Source organism: Streptomyces endophytica (genome assembly GCF_026153355.1).
GTDB lineage: Bacteria > Actinomycetota > Actinomycetes > Streptomycetales > Streptomycetaceae > Streptomyces > Streptomyces endophytica.
The window spans coordinates 1,243,838-1,256,736 of record NZ_CP110636.1 but is presented as its reverse complement, the minus strand read 5'-3'; the positions used below and the strand labels follow the sequence as shown (position 1 = coordinate 1,256,736).

Genomic DNA, 12,899 nt, shown 5'->3' with positions numbered 1-12,899 from the left:
GAGATGATCTCCAGTGTGCTCGTCGCCAACCGCGGCGAGATCGCCTGCCGTGTCTTCCGCACCTGCCGTGACCTGGGCATCCGCACGGTCGCCGTGCACTCGGACCCGGACGCGGACGCCCTGCACGTACGGGAGGCGGACCTCGCCGTGCGGCTGCCGGGTGCCACCCCCGCCGAGACGTACCTGCGGGCCGACCTCGTGGTGAAGGCCGCGCTGGACGCGGGCGCCGACGCCGTGCACCCGGGGTACGGGTTCCTGTCCGAGAACCCCGGCTTCGCGCGGGCCGTCATGGACGCGGGGCTGGTCTGGGTCGGCCCGCCGCCGGAGGCGATCGAGGCGATGGCGTCCAAGACGCGCGCCAAGGAACTGATGGGTATCGCGCCGCTGACGGAGGTCGGGCCGGACGACCTGCCCGTGCTGGTGAAGGCCGCCGCCGGCGGGGGCGGGCGCGGCATGCGGATCGTCCGTGAACTGGCGGACCTGGAAGCCGAGTTGGCCGTGTCCCGGGCCGAGGCGCGGTCCGCCTTCGGGGACGGTGAGGTGTTCGTCGAGCCGTACGTCGAGGGCGGGCGGCACGTCGAGGTGCAGGTGCTCGCCGACACGCACGGCACCGTGTGGGTGCTCGGCACGCGCGACTGCTCGCTGCAACGCCGCCACCAGAAGGTGATCGAGGAGGCGCCGGCGCCCGGGCTCGGGCCCGAACTCGAAGCGGAATTGCACGAGTCGGCCGAGCGGGCGGTGCGCGCCGTCTCGTACGTCGGTGCCGGCACGGTGGAGTTCCTCGTCGCCGGCGGCACCGCCCACTTCCTGGAGATGAACACCCGCCTCCAGGTCGAGCACCCCGTGACGGAAGCCGTGTTCGGGCTCGACCTCGTCGCGTGGCAGCTGCGGATCGCCGAGGGCGAGGCCCTGGACGCCTCGCCGCCCGTGCCGCGCGGACACGCCGTCGAGGCCCGCCTGTACGCCGAGGACCCGGCCGCCGCCTTCGCCCCGCAGACCGGCACCCTGCACCGCCTCGCCGTCCCGGACTCCGTCCGGCTCGACACCGGATACACCGACGGCGACACCATCGGCGTGCACTACGACGCCATGCTCGCCAAGGTCGTCGCGCACGCGCCCACCCGCGCCGCCGCCGTCCGCGCCCTCGCCGGCGCGCTGGAGCGGGCCGCGGTGCACGGCCCGGTCACCAACCGCGACCTGCTCATACGGTCCCTGCGCCACCCCGAGTTCACCGGCGGGCGCATGGACACCGGCTTCTACGAGCGGCACCTCGCCGAGCTGACCGCCCCCGCCGAGGACCCGTACGCGCCGCTCGCCGCCGCACTGGCCGGCGCGCGGGGACACCGCTTCGGCGGCTTCCGCAACGTCCCCTCGCAGCCGCAGTCCAAGCGCTACCGCTCCGAGCAGTACGGCACCGAGCTCGAGGTCGGCTACCGGCACACCCGCGACGGGCTCGAAGCCGACGGCGTCCGTGTCGTGCACGCCTCACCGGCCCGCGTCGTGCTCGAAGTGGGCGGAGTGCGACGGACGTTCCGCGTCGCCGCGTACGGCGACCGGGTCTACGTCAACGACGTCGCCCTCACCGCCCTGCCCCGGTTCACCGACACCGGCGAGCAGCGCGCCCCCGGCTCCCTGCTCGCCCCCATGCCCGGCACCGTCGTCCGCGTCGCCGAAGGGCTCGCCGAGGGCGCCGCCGTCACCGCCGGGCAGCCCCTGATCTGGCTGGAGGCCATGAAGATGGAGCACCGCATCACGTCTCCCGCCGCCGGAACGCTCACCGCCCTGCACGCCGCCGTCGGCCGTCAGGTCGAGGTCGGCGCGCTGCTGGCCGTCGTGGACGTCGCGGACACCGCCGACGTCGTACAGGAGGGAACGCCCGCATGAGCACCGTCCTCGAAACCGAAGAGCACCAGGCCCTGCGCGCCGCCGTCGCGGCCCTCGGCAAGCGGTACGGCCGCGCGTACCTGACCCGCGTCGTCGCCGCCGGCGGCCACCCCGAGGAGCTGTGGGCCGAGGCGGCCAAGCTCGGCTACCTCGGCGTCAACCTGCCGGAGGAGTACGGCGGCGGGGGCGGCGGCATCGCCGAACTCTCCATCGTCCTGGAGGAGTTGGGGGCGGCCGGCTCCCCGCTGCTGATGATGGTGGTCTCGCCCGCGATCTGCGGCACGGTGATCGCCCGCTTCGGCACCGACGAGCAGAAGCGGGCCTGGCTGCCGGGTCTGGCCGACGGCTCCCGCACCATGGCGTTCGGCATCACCGAGCCCGACGCGGGCTCCAACTCGCACCGGATCACCACCACCGCCCGCAAGGACGGCGGGGACTGGATACTCAACGGCCGCAAGGTGTTCATCTCCGGCGTGGACATCGCCGACGCCACCCTCGTCGTCGGCCGCACGGAGGACGCGCGCACCGGCCGCCTCAAGCCCTGCCTGTTCATCGTCCCGCGCGACACCCCGGGCTTCGGCCGCAACCACATCCGGATGGAACTGGCCGCCGCGGAGAAGCAGTTCGAACTGACCCTGGACGACGTGCGGCTGCCCGCCGACGCCCTGGTGGGCGGGGGCCCCTCGCACGCCGTCGGCAAGGGGGGAGAGGACGCCGGACTGCTCCAGCTGTTCGCCGGGCTCAACCCCGAACGCATCATGACCGCCGCGTTCGCCCTCGGCATGGGCCGCTACGCCCTCGACCGGGCCGTCGACTACGCCCGCACCCGCCAGGTGTGGAAGGAACCCATCGGCGCCCACCAGGCCGTCGCCCACCCGCTCGCCCAGGCCCACATCGAACTCGAACTGGCCCGGCTGATGATGCAGAAGGCCGCGCACCTCTACGACGCCGGTGACGATCTGGCCGCCGGCGAGGCCGCGAACATGGCCAAGTACGCGGCGGGGGAGGCCTGCGTGAGGGCCGTCGACCAGGCCGTGCACACCCTCGGCGGCAACGGCCTCACCCAGGAGTACGGCCTGGCCTCCCTGGTCACCGCCGCCCGGGTCGCCCGGATCGCACCGGTCAGCCGCGAGATGATCCTCAACTTCGTCTCGCACCAGACCCTGGGGCTGCCCAAGTCGTACTGAGGGACGATGATCCTGTGGGGGCGGGGCGAGCGACAGCGCCGCCCGCCCCACCCCCACCGCCCCGCTGAAGACCTCATCCTTCCGCGTCAACGCACCCGCCAGGGAAAGGAGTTCGACCGCCCGATGACCGACGCACCCGTGACACCGCTGGTGACGCGCTCCCACGAGCGCGGCATCACCACCCTCACGCTGGACTCGCCGCACAACCGCAACGCGCTCTCCGCCCGGCTGGTGGCCGCACTGCACCAGGCCCTCGCGGACGCCGCGGCCGACGACGGCACCCGGGCGGTCGTACTGACCCACACGGGCACGACGTTCTGCGCCGGCGCGGACCTGTCCGAGGCCACGACGGGCGCGGCGAAGGACGGGCCGCTGGAGCTCGCCCGGCTGCTGCGCGCGATCGTGGCCCTGCCGCGGCCCGTCGTCGCCCGGGTCACCGGCCACGTCCGCGCCGGCGGCCTCGGGCTGCTCGGCGCGTGCGACATCGCGGTGGCGGGCCCGGCGGCCACCTTCGCCTTCACCGAGGCCCGGCTCGGGCTCGCCCCGGCCGTCATCTCACTGCCGCTGCTGCCCCGTATCGACGCGCGGGCCGCGGGCCGCTACTACCTGACGGGCGAGAAGTTCGGCCCGGCGGAGGCCGCCCGGATCGGGCTGGTCACGCTCGCGGCCGATGACGTCGACGCCGGTCTGGCCCCCGTACTGGACGGCTGCGCAAGGGCTCCCCCCAGGGGCTCGCGGCCTCGAAGAGGCTGGTCACCGCGGAGGTGCTGGCCGCCTTCGACCGCGACACGGACGCGCTGGCGGAGGAGTCCGCGCGGCTCTTCGGCTCCGCCGAGGCCCGCGGGCATGACCGCCTTCCTGGAGCGACGGGCCCCGGTATGGGCGCGCTGACCCCGGCCCACGGCGGCCGCACGGGCGACGAGCCGCGCACCGAGGGCCGGCCGCGGACGGGCGGCCGGCCGCCCACCGGCAAGGAGCCGCAGCAGGAACGCAGCCGCGCCACCCGCCGCAAGCTGCTGGAGGCCGCGATCTCCTGCCTCGCCGAGCGAGGCTGGAGCGGCAGCACGGTGTCCGTGGTCGCCGAGCGCGCGGGCGTCTCCCGGGGCGCCGCCCAGCACCACTTCCGCACCCGCGAGGACCTCTTCACCGCGGCCGTCGAGCACGTCGCGGAGAAGCGGCAGGGCGCCCTGAAGGCGGTGGCGCACAACCTGCCGCCGGCCGGGTCGATCGCCCGTACCTGGATCATCGTCGAGGAACTCGTCGGCCTCTACACGGGCCCGCTGTTCCGGGCGGCGCTGCACCTGTGGGTGGCCGCCTCCGACGAGGAGCAACTCCGCGAGCGGGTCACCGCCCTGGAGGCACGCGTCGGCCGGGAGGCCCACCGTACGGCGGTGGCCCTGCTCGACGCGGACGAGTCGGTCCCCGGCGTCCGCGAAACGGTGCAGGGCCTGCTCGACATGGCCCGCGGCCTGGGCCTCGCGAACCTCCTGACGGACGACTCGGCGCGCCGGGATCGGGTGGTGGAACAGTGGTCCAAGATCATCGATACGGCTCTGCATTCGCGGGGGTGATCCCCACGTACCCGTCTTTCCGCCGCGGGGCTTGTTCGCCGTTGCGCTTTGCGGCGCCCCGCACGTACCCGTCTTTCCCGCCGCGGGGCTTGTTCGCCGTTGCGCCTGGCGGCGGGCGTTTGTGTTTTGGGTGCGGTGCCGGCCCTCCAGACTTCGTCCTCCGGTCCAGCCCCTCCCGTGAGGGGGAGTTCTTAGCTGGTTGGGGGCGGGCGTGATCTGTTGCCTGCACGTTCGTGGGCGTCACGTGCACCCCCACCGTCGTTTTCTTCCCCCTCTCACGGGAGGGGACGGGCTGGAGGGGCCGGTTGTGTGGACGTAAAGCGTCAGCAGTCCACACAACCGGCCCCGGAGGTCCGTCACCGCACCCAACAACACCTGGCCCGCCGCAGGCGCAACGGCGAGATCACCCGCGGCGGGAGAGACGACTACGTACGGGGCGCCGCAAAGCGCGCAACGGCGAGCAACACCCGCGGCGGGACGGCCAGGTACGTGGGGTTAACGCCCCGAGAGGCTCTCGAAGCCGTCGATCTTGCGCGGGCTCCGCGCACCAGGCCCCACGTATCGGGCCGACGGCCGGACCAGTCGGCCCGTCCGCTTCTGTTCCAGGATGTGCGCGCTCCACCCCGCCGTACGGGCGCAGGTGAACATCGACGTGAACATGTGCGCCGGGACCTCGGCGAAGTCGAGGACGATGGCGGCCCAGAACTCCACGTTGGTGGCCAGCACCCGGTCGGGGCGGCGGTTGTGGAGTTCCTCCAGTGCCGCCTTCTCCAGGGCCTCGGCGACCTCGAAGCGCGGGGCGGCCAGTTCCTTCGCGGTGCGCCGCAGCACCCGCGCCCGCGGGTCCTCCGCGCGGTAGACACGGTGGCCGAAGCCCATCAGCCGCTCGCCGTTGTCCAGCGCCTGCCGGACGTAGGCCCCGGCGTCACCGGTCCGCTCGATCTCCTCGATCATGCCGAGGACGCGGGACGGGGCGCCGCCGTGCAGCGGGCCGGACATCGCGCCGACCGCCCCGGACAGCGCGGCCGCGACGTCCGCGCCGGTCGAGGCGATGACCCGGGCGGTGAACGTGGAGGCGTTCATGCCGTGCTCGGCGGCCGAGGTCCAGTACGCGTCGACGGCCTTGACGTGCTTGGGGTCGGGCTCGCCGCGCCAGCGCTTCATGAAGCGCTCCACGACCGTCTCGGCCTTGTCGATCTCCTTCTGCGGCACCATCGGCAGGCCCTGCCCGCGCGCCGACTGGGCGACGTACGACAGCGCCATGACCGCGGCGCGGGCGAGGTTGTCGCGGGCGGTCGCCTCGTCGATGTCCAGCAGCGGTTTCAGGCCCCATACGGGCGCGAGCATCGCCAGCGCGGACTGCACGTCCACCCGGATGTCGCCGGAGTGCACCGGGATCGGGAACGGCTCGGCGGGCGGCAGCCCGGGGCTGAACGCCCCGTCGACCAGCAGCCCCCAGACGTTCTCGAACGACACGTGTCCCACGAGGTCCTCGATGTCGACCCCGCGGTAACGGAGCGCGCCGCCTTCCTTATCCGGTTCGGCGATCTCCGTCTCGAACGCGACAACTCCCTCGAGTCCGGGTACGAAGTCGGACATCAGGCGGCTCCTCAAAATGGGGTCGGCATACGGTCCGTGACCGGCTGCCGTGCGGTCGGGTCTGGTGCGGTGCCGAAGCGGTTACGCGGCTGCGCCGGGCAGCTCGCGGTCCGTTCCGGTCACCCGGGTGATGCCCCGCCAGGGCTTGGGCCACGCGAGGCGCTGCCCGCGGTGGGTCGGGCCGCGGGCCGGCGGACGCGGTGTCGTGCGGTACGGAGGTGTGGTGCGTCCCGTCAGGGTGATTGCGTCCCGTCAGTCCGGACGGAACACGATAGCTTCCCCTGTCCAGGGGCCACAGTGGGCCGGGCCATGATTTTGGCGGGTCCCCCACCTGCGGGGAAGCGTGAGATCCGGCACACTGGTCGATTTGCCTACGGGAGGGTTACGGCTGGTCGACGGGGGCAGACTTCCGCCCCTCCCAGCTGACCGGGTCGCGGGTGATGTTGCAAGATGAGGCCGTGCACCCAGCCGACGCGCATCACGAGATCCCCGATCCCTCCTCCATGCGGGCGCACTACCGCGCCGAGGGACTCGCCGAGTCCGACCTCGCCGCCAGCCCGTACGACCAGTTCGCGCGCTGGTTCACGGACGCGACCGTGGCCCGTCTGCACGAGCCCAACGCCATGGTCGTCTCGACCGCGGACGCCGCCGGCCGGCCGAGCTCACGGACCGTGCTCCTCAAGGGCTTCGACGACCGCGGTTTCGTCTTCTTCACGAACTACCACAGCCGCAAGGGCCGCGAACTGGCCGAAAACCCCTATGTCTCGCTGCTGTTCCCCTGGCACCCCCTCGCCCGCCAGGTCGTGGTGACGGGCACCGCCGAGCGCATCGGCCGCGACGAGACCGCCGCCTACTTCCGCACCCGCCCGCACGGCTCCCAGCTGGGCGCCTGGGCCAGCGATCAGTCCGCCCCGGTCGCCTCGCGCACCGAACTGGAGCAGGCCTACCAGGAATTGGCGGCCCGCTACCCCGAGGGCGAGCAGGTACCCGCCCCGCCGCACTGGGGCGGCTACCGGGTCGCGGCCGAAACGGTCGAGTTCTGGCAGGGCCGGCACAACCGGCTGCACGACCGGCTGCGCTACGTACGTGAGAAGGCGGCCGACGCCGGGACGGGAACCGGGGCCGCCGAGATCACCTGGCGGGTGGAGCGCCTGGCGCCCTGACGCCGTCCTGGCGTGCGGCTTCCGGCACGGGCCCGGCGGGTTTCCGCCGGGCCGTTTCTCGTTGCCCGGGGGCAGTGGGTATCGCCCGGGGGCCGGGCGGAACGCAGACGACCCGCGGGCTGTTTCCTCCGCGCTCGGTGGCGCAGAGGGCCGGTCGGACGAACCGGCAGCCCGCGGGTCGGGTGACTGCTTGGGATTGGCCGGCTGCGCATCTGCAGTATGCGCTGGTCCGGCGCTGCACTTCGGTGAAGCGTCGGGCCGCTAGCCCGCAGCCACCTCACGCGTCCGGTGCGAAATCATCTGCCGAACCACCTCCCTTCTCGTGTGCTCCACACACTAGGAAGCCGGCCCGCCCCGCACAACGGATTTTTTTTCGGGAAACAACGATTTCCGGGAAACGGGTGTGTTGCAGGTCACGTTCCAGTTCAATGTGCCCAGGTGAGGCACGTGCAGCCGGGTTCGTGAGGGGTGCCAGTGACTGCTTCGTCGGCTTCTTCCGGTCTTTCTTCCGGTGCGTCGGTCCCGCCGCGCCGCGCCGCCGAGGAGTCCGACGACTCCGGACTCCTCGCCGCCCTCCTGGACGGTATGGACGCCGCCCTGGTCGCCTTCACCGCCGACCGCACGGTCACCCACTGGAACCACGAGGCCGAGCGCATCCTGGGCTGGACCACCGCCGAGGCCGTCGGCCGTACGGGCCTGGCCGGCTGGGCGGTCCGCAAGGAGGACGCCGAGGGCATCGAGACCGTCCTCGCGGCCGCGATGCGCTCCCCGGGCCGCCAGGTGCACGAGTTCGCCCTGCTGACCAAGGACGGTCACCGGGTGCTGGTCCGCACCCAGTGCTCGGCGGTGCGCGGCCCGGACGGCCGGGTCGCGGGCGCGTACTGCGCCTTCAGTGAGGTGCACACCCAGATCGACCTGGAGCGTTCCATCGCGCTCAGTGAGGCGCTCTTCGAGGACGCGTCGTGGGGCGTGGTGCTGGTCGACGCCGATCTGCGGCCCGCGGTCGTCAACGCCCACGCCGCCCGTGCCCTGGGCGTGGGCCGGACTGCCCTGCTGGGCCGGCCGCTGGGCGAACTGCTGGACCAGGGCGTCGAGGAGCTGGAGTGCGCCCTGCAGCACGTCCTGGGCGAGGGCGCCCCGCCGGCCGTCGCCGAATTCTGGGTCACCCTGCGCTCCGAGGACGCCGAGCATCCACGCCGCTGCTGGCGCAGCGGCTTCGTCCGGCTGGCGTCCCCGCTGGCGGAGGAGCCGGTGCCGCTCGGCGTCGCCTGGCTCTTCCAGGACGTCACCGACGCCAAACGCGCCGAGCAGGACGGCTCACTGTTGCGCTTCCGGGCCCATCAGCTGCACCGCGCCGGCCGGGCGGCCGCGGAGTGCCCGGACCCGTCCGAGGCCGCCGCGGTCCACCTCGACTTCGCCCTGGCGGGCTTCGCCGACCACGGCCTGGTCGACCTCACCATGAACCACCGGGCCGCCCCGGCCCCGTACGGGACGGTCACCGCGGACGACACATACGAGATAGACGGCGCGTACGGCGCGGACGGCGCATACGGGGCCGACACCACGCACGGGACCGAGGGCGGTGGCGGGGCCGGCGGCGCGTGCGAGAGCGGTGACGGGGGCGCGAGGCCGGGGGAGCAGGCTCGGGCGACGAGGGCGCGGAGCCCGTGGGGGAGCGGGCCGGGGCGCCGTGCGGCCTGGTGCGGACGCTGGCCTCCCGGCCGGTTCCCCGGGGCCCTGTGTGGCGCTCACCGCGACCGGCATCCCCGTGCCCTACGTACCGGGCCACCCGGCACTCCAGGCGTACGCGCGGCGCGGTTCGGTCCGTACGAGCGCCGGTGCCGCCGCGCCCGAGAGTTGGGCGGCGGCCCGCCACTGGCCGGACGGGGCCGTGCACGGCCTGTGCGTGGTGCTGCGCAGCCGCGGCCGCACGCTCGGCGTGCTGACGTTCCTGCGATTGCCCGCGCGCCGCCCCTTCGACCGCGCGGACGCGGAGTACGCGGAGGAGGTCGCGGCCCGGATCGCCGCGGCACTGGACCTCGCGGGCGCGTCGTCCTGCTGACGGGGCGGGCGGCGGGCCTGCCGACCGGCTCGATGCCGGTACCCGGTACCTGGGGCCGGTGCCCGGAACCCGGTGCCCGGTGCCGGAACCCGGTGCCGGAACCCGGTACCGATACCCCCTACCCGGTACCGGTACCGGTTCAGTTCCGGTAGAAGATCCGGTCCGCGTAGTCGCTCATCACCCGGGCGTTCCAGTCGTGCCCACCGTCGACGTTGCCGGAGCGCAACAACGGCGGGTCGATGCCCCGCTCGGCGAGCGTGCCCGCCGCGGTCGCCACCACGGCCTGCATGATCGCGCTGGTGACGACCGTCGAGGCCGGCGCGAACGGCGCGTCGATGCCCGGCAGCGTCAGCTCCGCGTCGCCGACCGGGATCCGGCTGTCCAGGACGAGGTCGCAGTGGTCCTTGAGGAAGTCGCCCGACGCGTGCCGGGACTTGGTGGCCTCCGCGTACGCCACCGACGTCACGCCGATGACCTTGATGCCGAGGGCCCGGGCGTTCATCGCCATCTCCACGGGGAGCGCGTTGCGCCCCGAGAGCGAGATGATCACCAGTACGTCACCGGCCTCCAGCGGGCTGGTGTCCAATACGGCCGCCGCCAGCCCGTCGACGCGCTCCAGGGCGCTGCCGAGCGTCGCCGGCCGTACGTCCATGCCGACGACCCCGGGGACGGAGAGCAGGTTCATGATCGCCAGGCCGCCGGCGCGGTAGACCGTGTCCTGCGCGGGCAGCGAGGAGTGCCCGGCGCCGAAGGAGAAGACCCGCCCGCCCGCCACCACGGTGTCCGCGATCAGCCGCCCCGCCGCGGTGATCCGCTCGCCCTCCTCGTCGCGGACCTGCCGCAGCAGATCGATCGCGGCGTCGAAGTACGTCCCGGCCAGCTGGTCACTGCGGTCGCCGTCAGCCATTGCCGCGGGCCCTCCCTCTCCTGGGGGTCTCGTATGCGTTCTCGCGCTGTCGATGCGGTGTTGTGTTGCGTTGCGTTGGGTCACCTGGCACCGCCCGGGCCGACCCCGCGTTCCCCCTCGCCTTCACGCCCGTCCCGTTTACGTCCGTCCCGTTCACGCCCATCCCGGCCATGCCCGTTCCCACCACGCCCATCCCGGCCACTTGTGATCAGTGGCGCGGATCACGTTGCGGTCTGGACCAGTGCCCTGTCAATACGGCCGCGCCATACCACCGTGAGGGTCCGGTGGGCGGACGAGGAGGCACCGATGTCAGTGGGATGCGTCAGAATTGAGTCCAGGGCCACCGCACCACACATCGAGGGGCACGCATGTCCGGACTGATCGACACCACGGAGATGTATCTCCGCACCATCCTCGAACTGGAGGAGGAGGGTGTGGTGCCCATGCGCGCCCGCATCGCGGAGCGGCTCGAACAGAGCGGCCCGACGGTGAGCCAGACGGTCGCCCGCATGGAGCGCGACGGGCTGCTGACGGTCGCCGGCGACCGCCACCTGGAGCTGACGGAGGAGGGCCGGCGGCTGGCGACGCGGGTGATGCGCAAGCACCGCCTCGCCGAGTGTCTGCTCGTCGACGTCATCGGGCTCGAATGGGAGCAGGTGCACGCCGAGGCGTGCCGCTGGGAGCACGTGATGAGCGAGGCGGTCGAGCGCCGCGTCGTGGAGCTGCTGCGGCATCCGACGGAGTCGCCGTACGGCAACCCCATCCCGGGCCTGGAGGAGCTGGGCGAGAAGGCCGAGGCCGACCCGTTCCTGGACGCGGGCATGGTGAGCCTGATGGACCTGGACGCCGGGGCGGACGGCAAGACGGCCGTGGTGCGCCGGATCGGCGAGCCGATCCAGGCGGACGCCCAGCTGATGTACACGCTCCGCCGCGCGGGAGTGCAGCCGGGCGCCGTGGTGAGCGTGACGGAGTCCCCGGCCGGCGTCCTGGTCGGCAGCAGTGGCGAGGCCGCCGAACTGACCTCCGACATCGCCTCCCACGTCTTCGTCGCCAAGCGCTGACACCGTCCCGACGGGCCGCCGGCCGACCGCTCCGACGGCCGCTCCGGCGGGCTGCCGATTGACCGTTCCGGCGGCCGCTCCGGCGGGGTGCCGATTACCCGTTTTGGCGGTCGCCCCGGCGGGCTGCCACTTGACCGTCTCGTCGCCGTCGCGGCAGACCTTCTCGGTGACCGCTGCGGCAGACCGCTTCGGTGGTCGTTGTGGCGGACCGTTTTGGTGATCGCTGCTGCGGACCGTTTTGGGCTGCGTCGGCGGACCTTTCTGGCGGGCTCGTTCGGCGGCTCTGTCGACGGCCTGTCCTGGTGGGGCCGTTCGGTGGGCTGCCTGGCGTCCGTTTAGCAGGCAGGCCCGCGACGGGCTCTCTCGACGGACGGATTGTGTCGGGCCGCTTCGACGAACCTCTTCGGGGCCGATTCGGTGGAGCTGTCCGGGTGGGCCGTCTCGGTGAGTTGTCCGGGCGGGCCGGTGCGGCGGGCTTTCGGTGGTCGTCTCGGCGGGCGGTTTTGGCGGACCCTGTGTGCGGCCGTCTCGGCGCCCTGTGTCGAGGGGCTGTGTCCGGGGTCTTCGGCGGGTGGGCGCGGGGGACCGTTTCCGCGGGCCGTTCCGGTGTGACCGAGGTGCAGCGGGGCCGGCAGAGGCGCGGCAGCGCCGCGGCGGAGGCCGAGGCCCGGTGCCGGTCCGGTGGCGGCCCGGCCAAGGGCCCGGCCGGGGGCTGGGGGCCGGGGGCACCCTCGGATCATCGACGGGTTCCCGAAGACTCCCTCCAGGGGCAGTTGGCCACAGGACACCCTTATTTACGTCCCAAAATCCCGCAGGGCAAGAGGCTCTCCGCACCTCAGGCGGGCGCTCGCCCCTCCGGACCGGAACATTCCCGTCAGTGGCAGGTGGGCCGCACCCCAGGCGCGCGCTCGCCCCTCCCCGGCAAATTCCTCCTCCGCGCCTTACTCCCCGACCTCCCGCCCTTCCCGCCCCGCCCTCGCCCCTCCCGATTTTTCCTGCCGCCCCCGCCGTCGCCTTCCTCCATGAGCCCGCTGAGCTGCGCTGATACTCCGTTCGGTGGGCTCGTCAAGTGATTGCCCGTTGAACGGACTTGTGCGAATCCGTGCGGTTCGGCCGGTTGCGTGTCACGCTGACGCATGGCCCTGCGCGGGCCTGTCCAGGCCGGGGAGGGGGCTCGGATGCATCCACAGAGTGCGGGACGGTCAGGGCCCCGGCGCTGCGAGCAGCCGGGGCCCTGCCTCCCCATGTCCCCCACCCAAGACCCGGAGCCCCGAGCTCTCAGGGTCTTCCCCCACGGGCCCCCTTCCCGGTAGGGCCCGCCTCCCGGCAGATGTCTCCCCGTGGCGAGCGCGGCCAATCCTTGAGAGAGGTCACTCGAACGAGGGGTGTTGGGCGCTGGAACGGTGCGTTCGAATAGGGGTTCGATAGTGTGGAGCTGCTCAAGGGACGATTGGGGGTGCCAGAG

At 73.0% G+C, this 12,899-nt stretch carries 8 protein-coding genes and 1 pseudogene; 7 read left to right on the top strand and 2 right to left on the bottom strand.

Annotated elements, in window-relative coordinates; all coding sequences use genetic code 11:
- The first annotated feature begins 3 nt into the window (after positions 1 to 3).
- The 4 genes from OJ254_RS05635 to OJ254_RS05620 all read left to right on the top strand — a co-directional run bounded on the left by OJ254_RS05635 (position 4) and on the right by OJ254_RS05620 (position 4,642).
- Complete coding sequence (locus tag OJ254_RS05635; protein ID WP_265361490.1) at positions 4 to 1,884, top strand: acetyl/propionyl/methylcrotonyl-CoA carboxylase subunit alpha; 1,881 nt, start codon at positions 4 to 6, stop codon at positions 1,882 to 1,884.
- On the top strand, positions 1,881 to 3,071 hold the full coding sequence (locus OJ254_RS05630; protein WP_265361489.1) for an acyl-CoA dehydrogenase family protein: 1,191 nt from the start codon (positions 1,881 to 1,883) through the stop codon (positions 3,069 to 3,071). Before OJ254_RS05635 ends, OJ254_RS05630 begins: the two co-directional genes overlap by 4 nt.
- A 123-nt stretch (positions 3,072 to 3,194) precedes the next feature.
- Positions 3,195 to 3,962, top strand: coding sequence for an enoyl-CoA hydratase family protein (locus tag OJ254_RS05625; protein WP_265361488.1), 768 nt, complete (start codon positions 3,195 to 3,197; stop codon positions 3,960 to 3,962).
- Complete coding sequence (locus OJ254_RS05620) at positions 3,950 to 4,642, top strand: TetR/AcrR family transcriptional regulator (RefSeq protein WP_265361487.1); 693 nt, start codon at positions 3,950 to 3,952, stop codon at positions 4,640 to 4,642. Before OJ254_RS05625 ends, OJ254_RS05620 begins: the two co-directional genes overlap by 13 nt.
- Positions 4,643 to 5,137: 495 nt before the next feature.
- Here the strand turns inward: OJ254_RS05620 and OJ254_RS05615 are convergent, their stop codons facing one another.
- Complete coding sequence (locus OJ254_RS05615) at positions 5,138 to 6,241, bottom strand: citrate synthase 2 (RefSeq protein WP_265361486.1); 1,104 nt, start codon at positions 6,239 to 6,241, stop codon at positions 5,138 to 5,140.
- A 440-nt stretch (positions 6,242 to 6,681) separates the two neighbouring features.
- Here OJ254_RS05615 and pdxH point away from each other — a divergent pair, with 440 nt between their 5' ends.
- On the top strand, positions 6,682 to 7,404 hold the full coding sequence (gene pdxH / locus OJ254_RS05610) for a pyridoxamine 5'-phosphate oxidase (protein WP_265361485.1): 723 nt from the start codon (positions 6,682 to 6,684) through the stop codon (positions 7,402 to 7,404).
- A 585-nt stretch (positions 7,405 to 7,989) separates the two neighbouring features.
- Positions 7,990 to 9,448 (top strand): annotated as a pseudogene (locus OJ254_RS05605) (PAS domain-containing protein); the annotation flags it as partial.
- A 157-nt stretch (positions 9,449 to 9,605) separates the two neighbouring features.
- Here the strand turns inward: OJ254_RS05605 and OJ254_RS05600 are convergent.
- Positions 9,606 to 10,373 carry an SIS domain-containing protein gene (locus OJ254_RS05600; RefSeq protein WP_265361484.1) on the bottom strand — a complete coding sequence of 256 codons (768 nt, stop codon included), beginning with the start codon at positions 10,371 to 10,373 and terminating at the stop codon, positions 9,606 to 9,608.
- Between the two features lie 368 nt (positions 10,374 to 10,741).
- Here OJ254_RS05600 and OJ254_RS05595 point away from each other — a divergent pair, with 368 nt between their 5' ends.
- Entirely contained in the window at positions 10,742 to 11,434 is a 693-nt protein-coding gene (locus OJ254_RS05595; protein ID WP_030415691.1) for an iron-dependent transcriptional repressor DtxR, read from the top strand.
- The last annotated feature ends 1,465 nt before the right edge of the window (positions 11,435 to 12,899 follow it).

Bases quoted from the DNA above. Each gene is read 5' to 3' on its own strand.
- OJ254_RS05595 (WP_030415691.1), top strand. From the start codon at position 10,742: ATGTCCGGACTGATCGACACCACGGAGATGTATCTCCGCACCATCCTC.
- OJ254_RS05635 (WP_265361490.1), top strand. From the start codon at position 4: ATGATCTCCAGTGTGCTCGTCGCCAACCGCGGCGAGATCGCCTGCCGT.
- pdxH (WP_265361485.1), top strand. From the start codon at position 6,682: ATGTTGCAAGATGAGGCCGTGCACCCAGCCGACGCGCATCACGAGATC.
- OJ254_RS05615 (WP_265361486.1), bottom strand. From the start codon at position 6,241: ATGTCCGACTTCGTACCCGGACTCGAGGGAGTTGTCGCGTTCGAGACG.
- OJ254_RS05600 (WP_265361484.1), bottom strand. From the start codon at position 10,373: ATGGCTGACGGCGACCGCAGTGACCAGCTGGCCGGGACGTACTTCGAC.
- OJ254_RS05625 (WP_265361488.1), top strand. From the start codon at position 3,195: ATGACCGACGCACCCGTGACACCGCTGGTGACGCGCTCCCACGAGCGC.
- OJ254_RS05630 (WP_265361489.1), top strand. From the start codon at position 1,881: ATGAGCACCGTCCTCGAAACCGAAGAGCACCAGGCCCTGCGCGCCGCC.
- OJ254_RS05620 (WP_265361487.1), top strand. From the start codon at position 3,950: ATGGGCGCGCTGACCCCGGCCCACGGCGGCCGCACGGGCGACGAGCCG.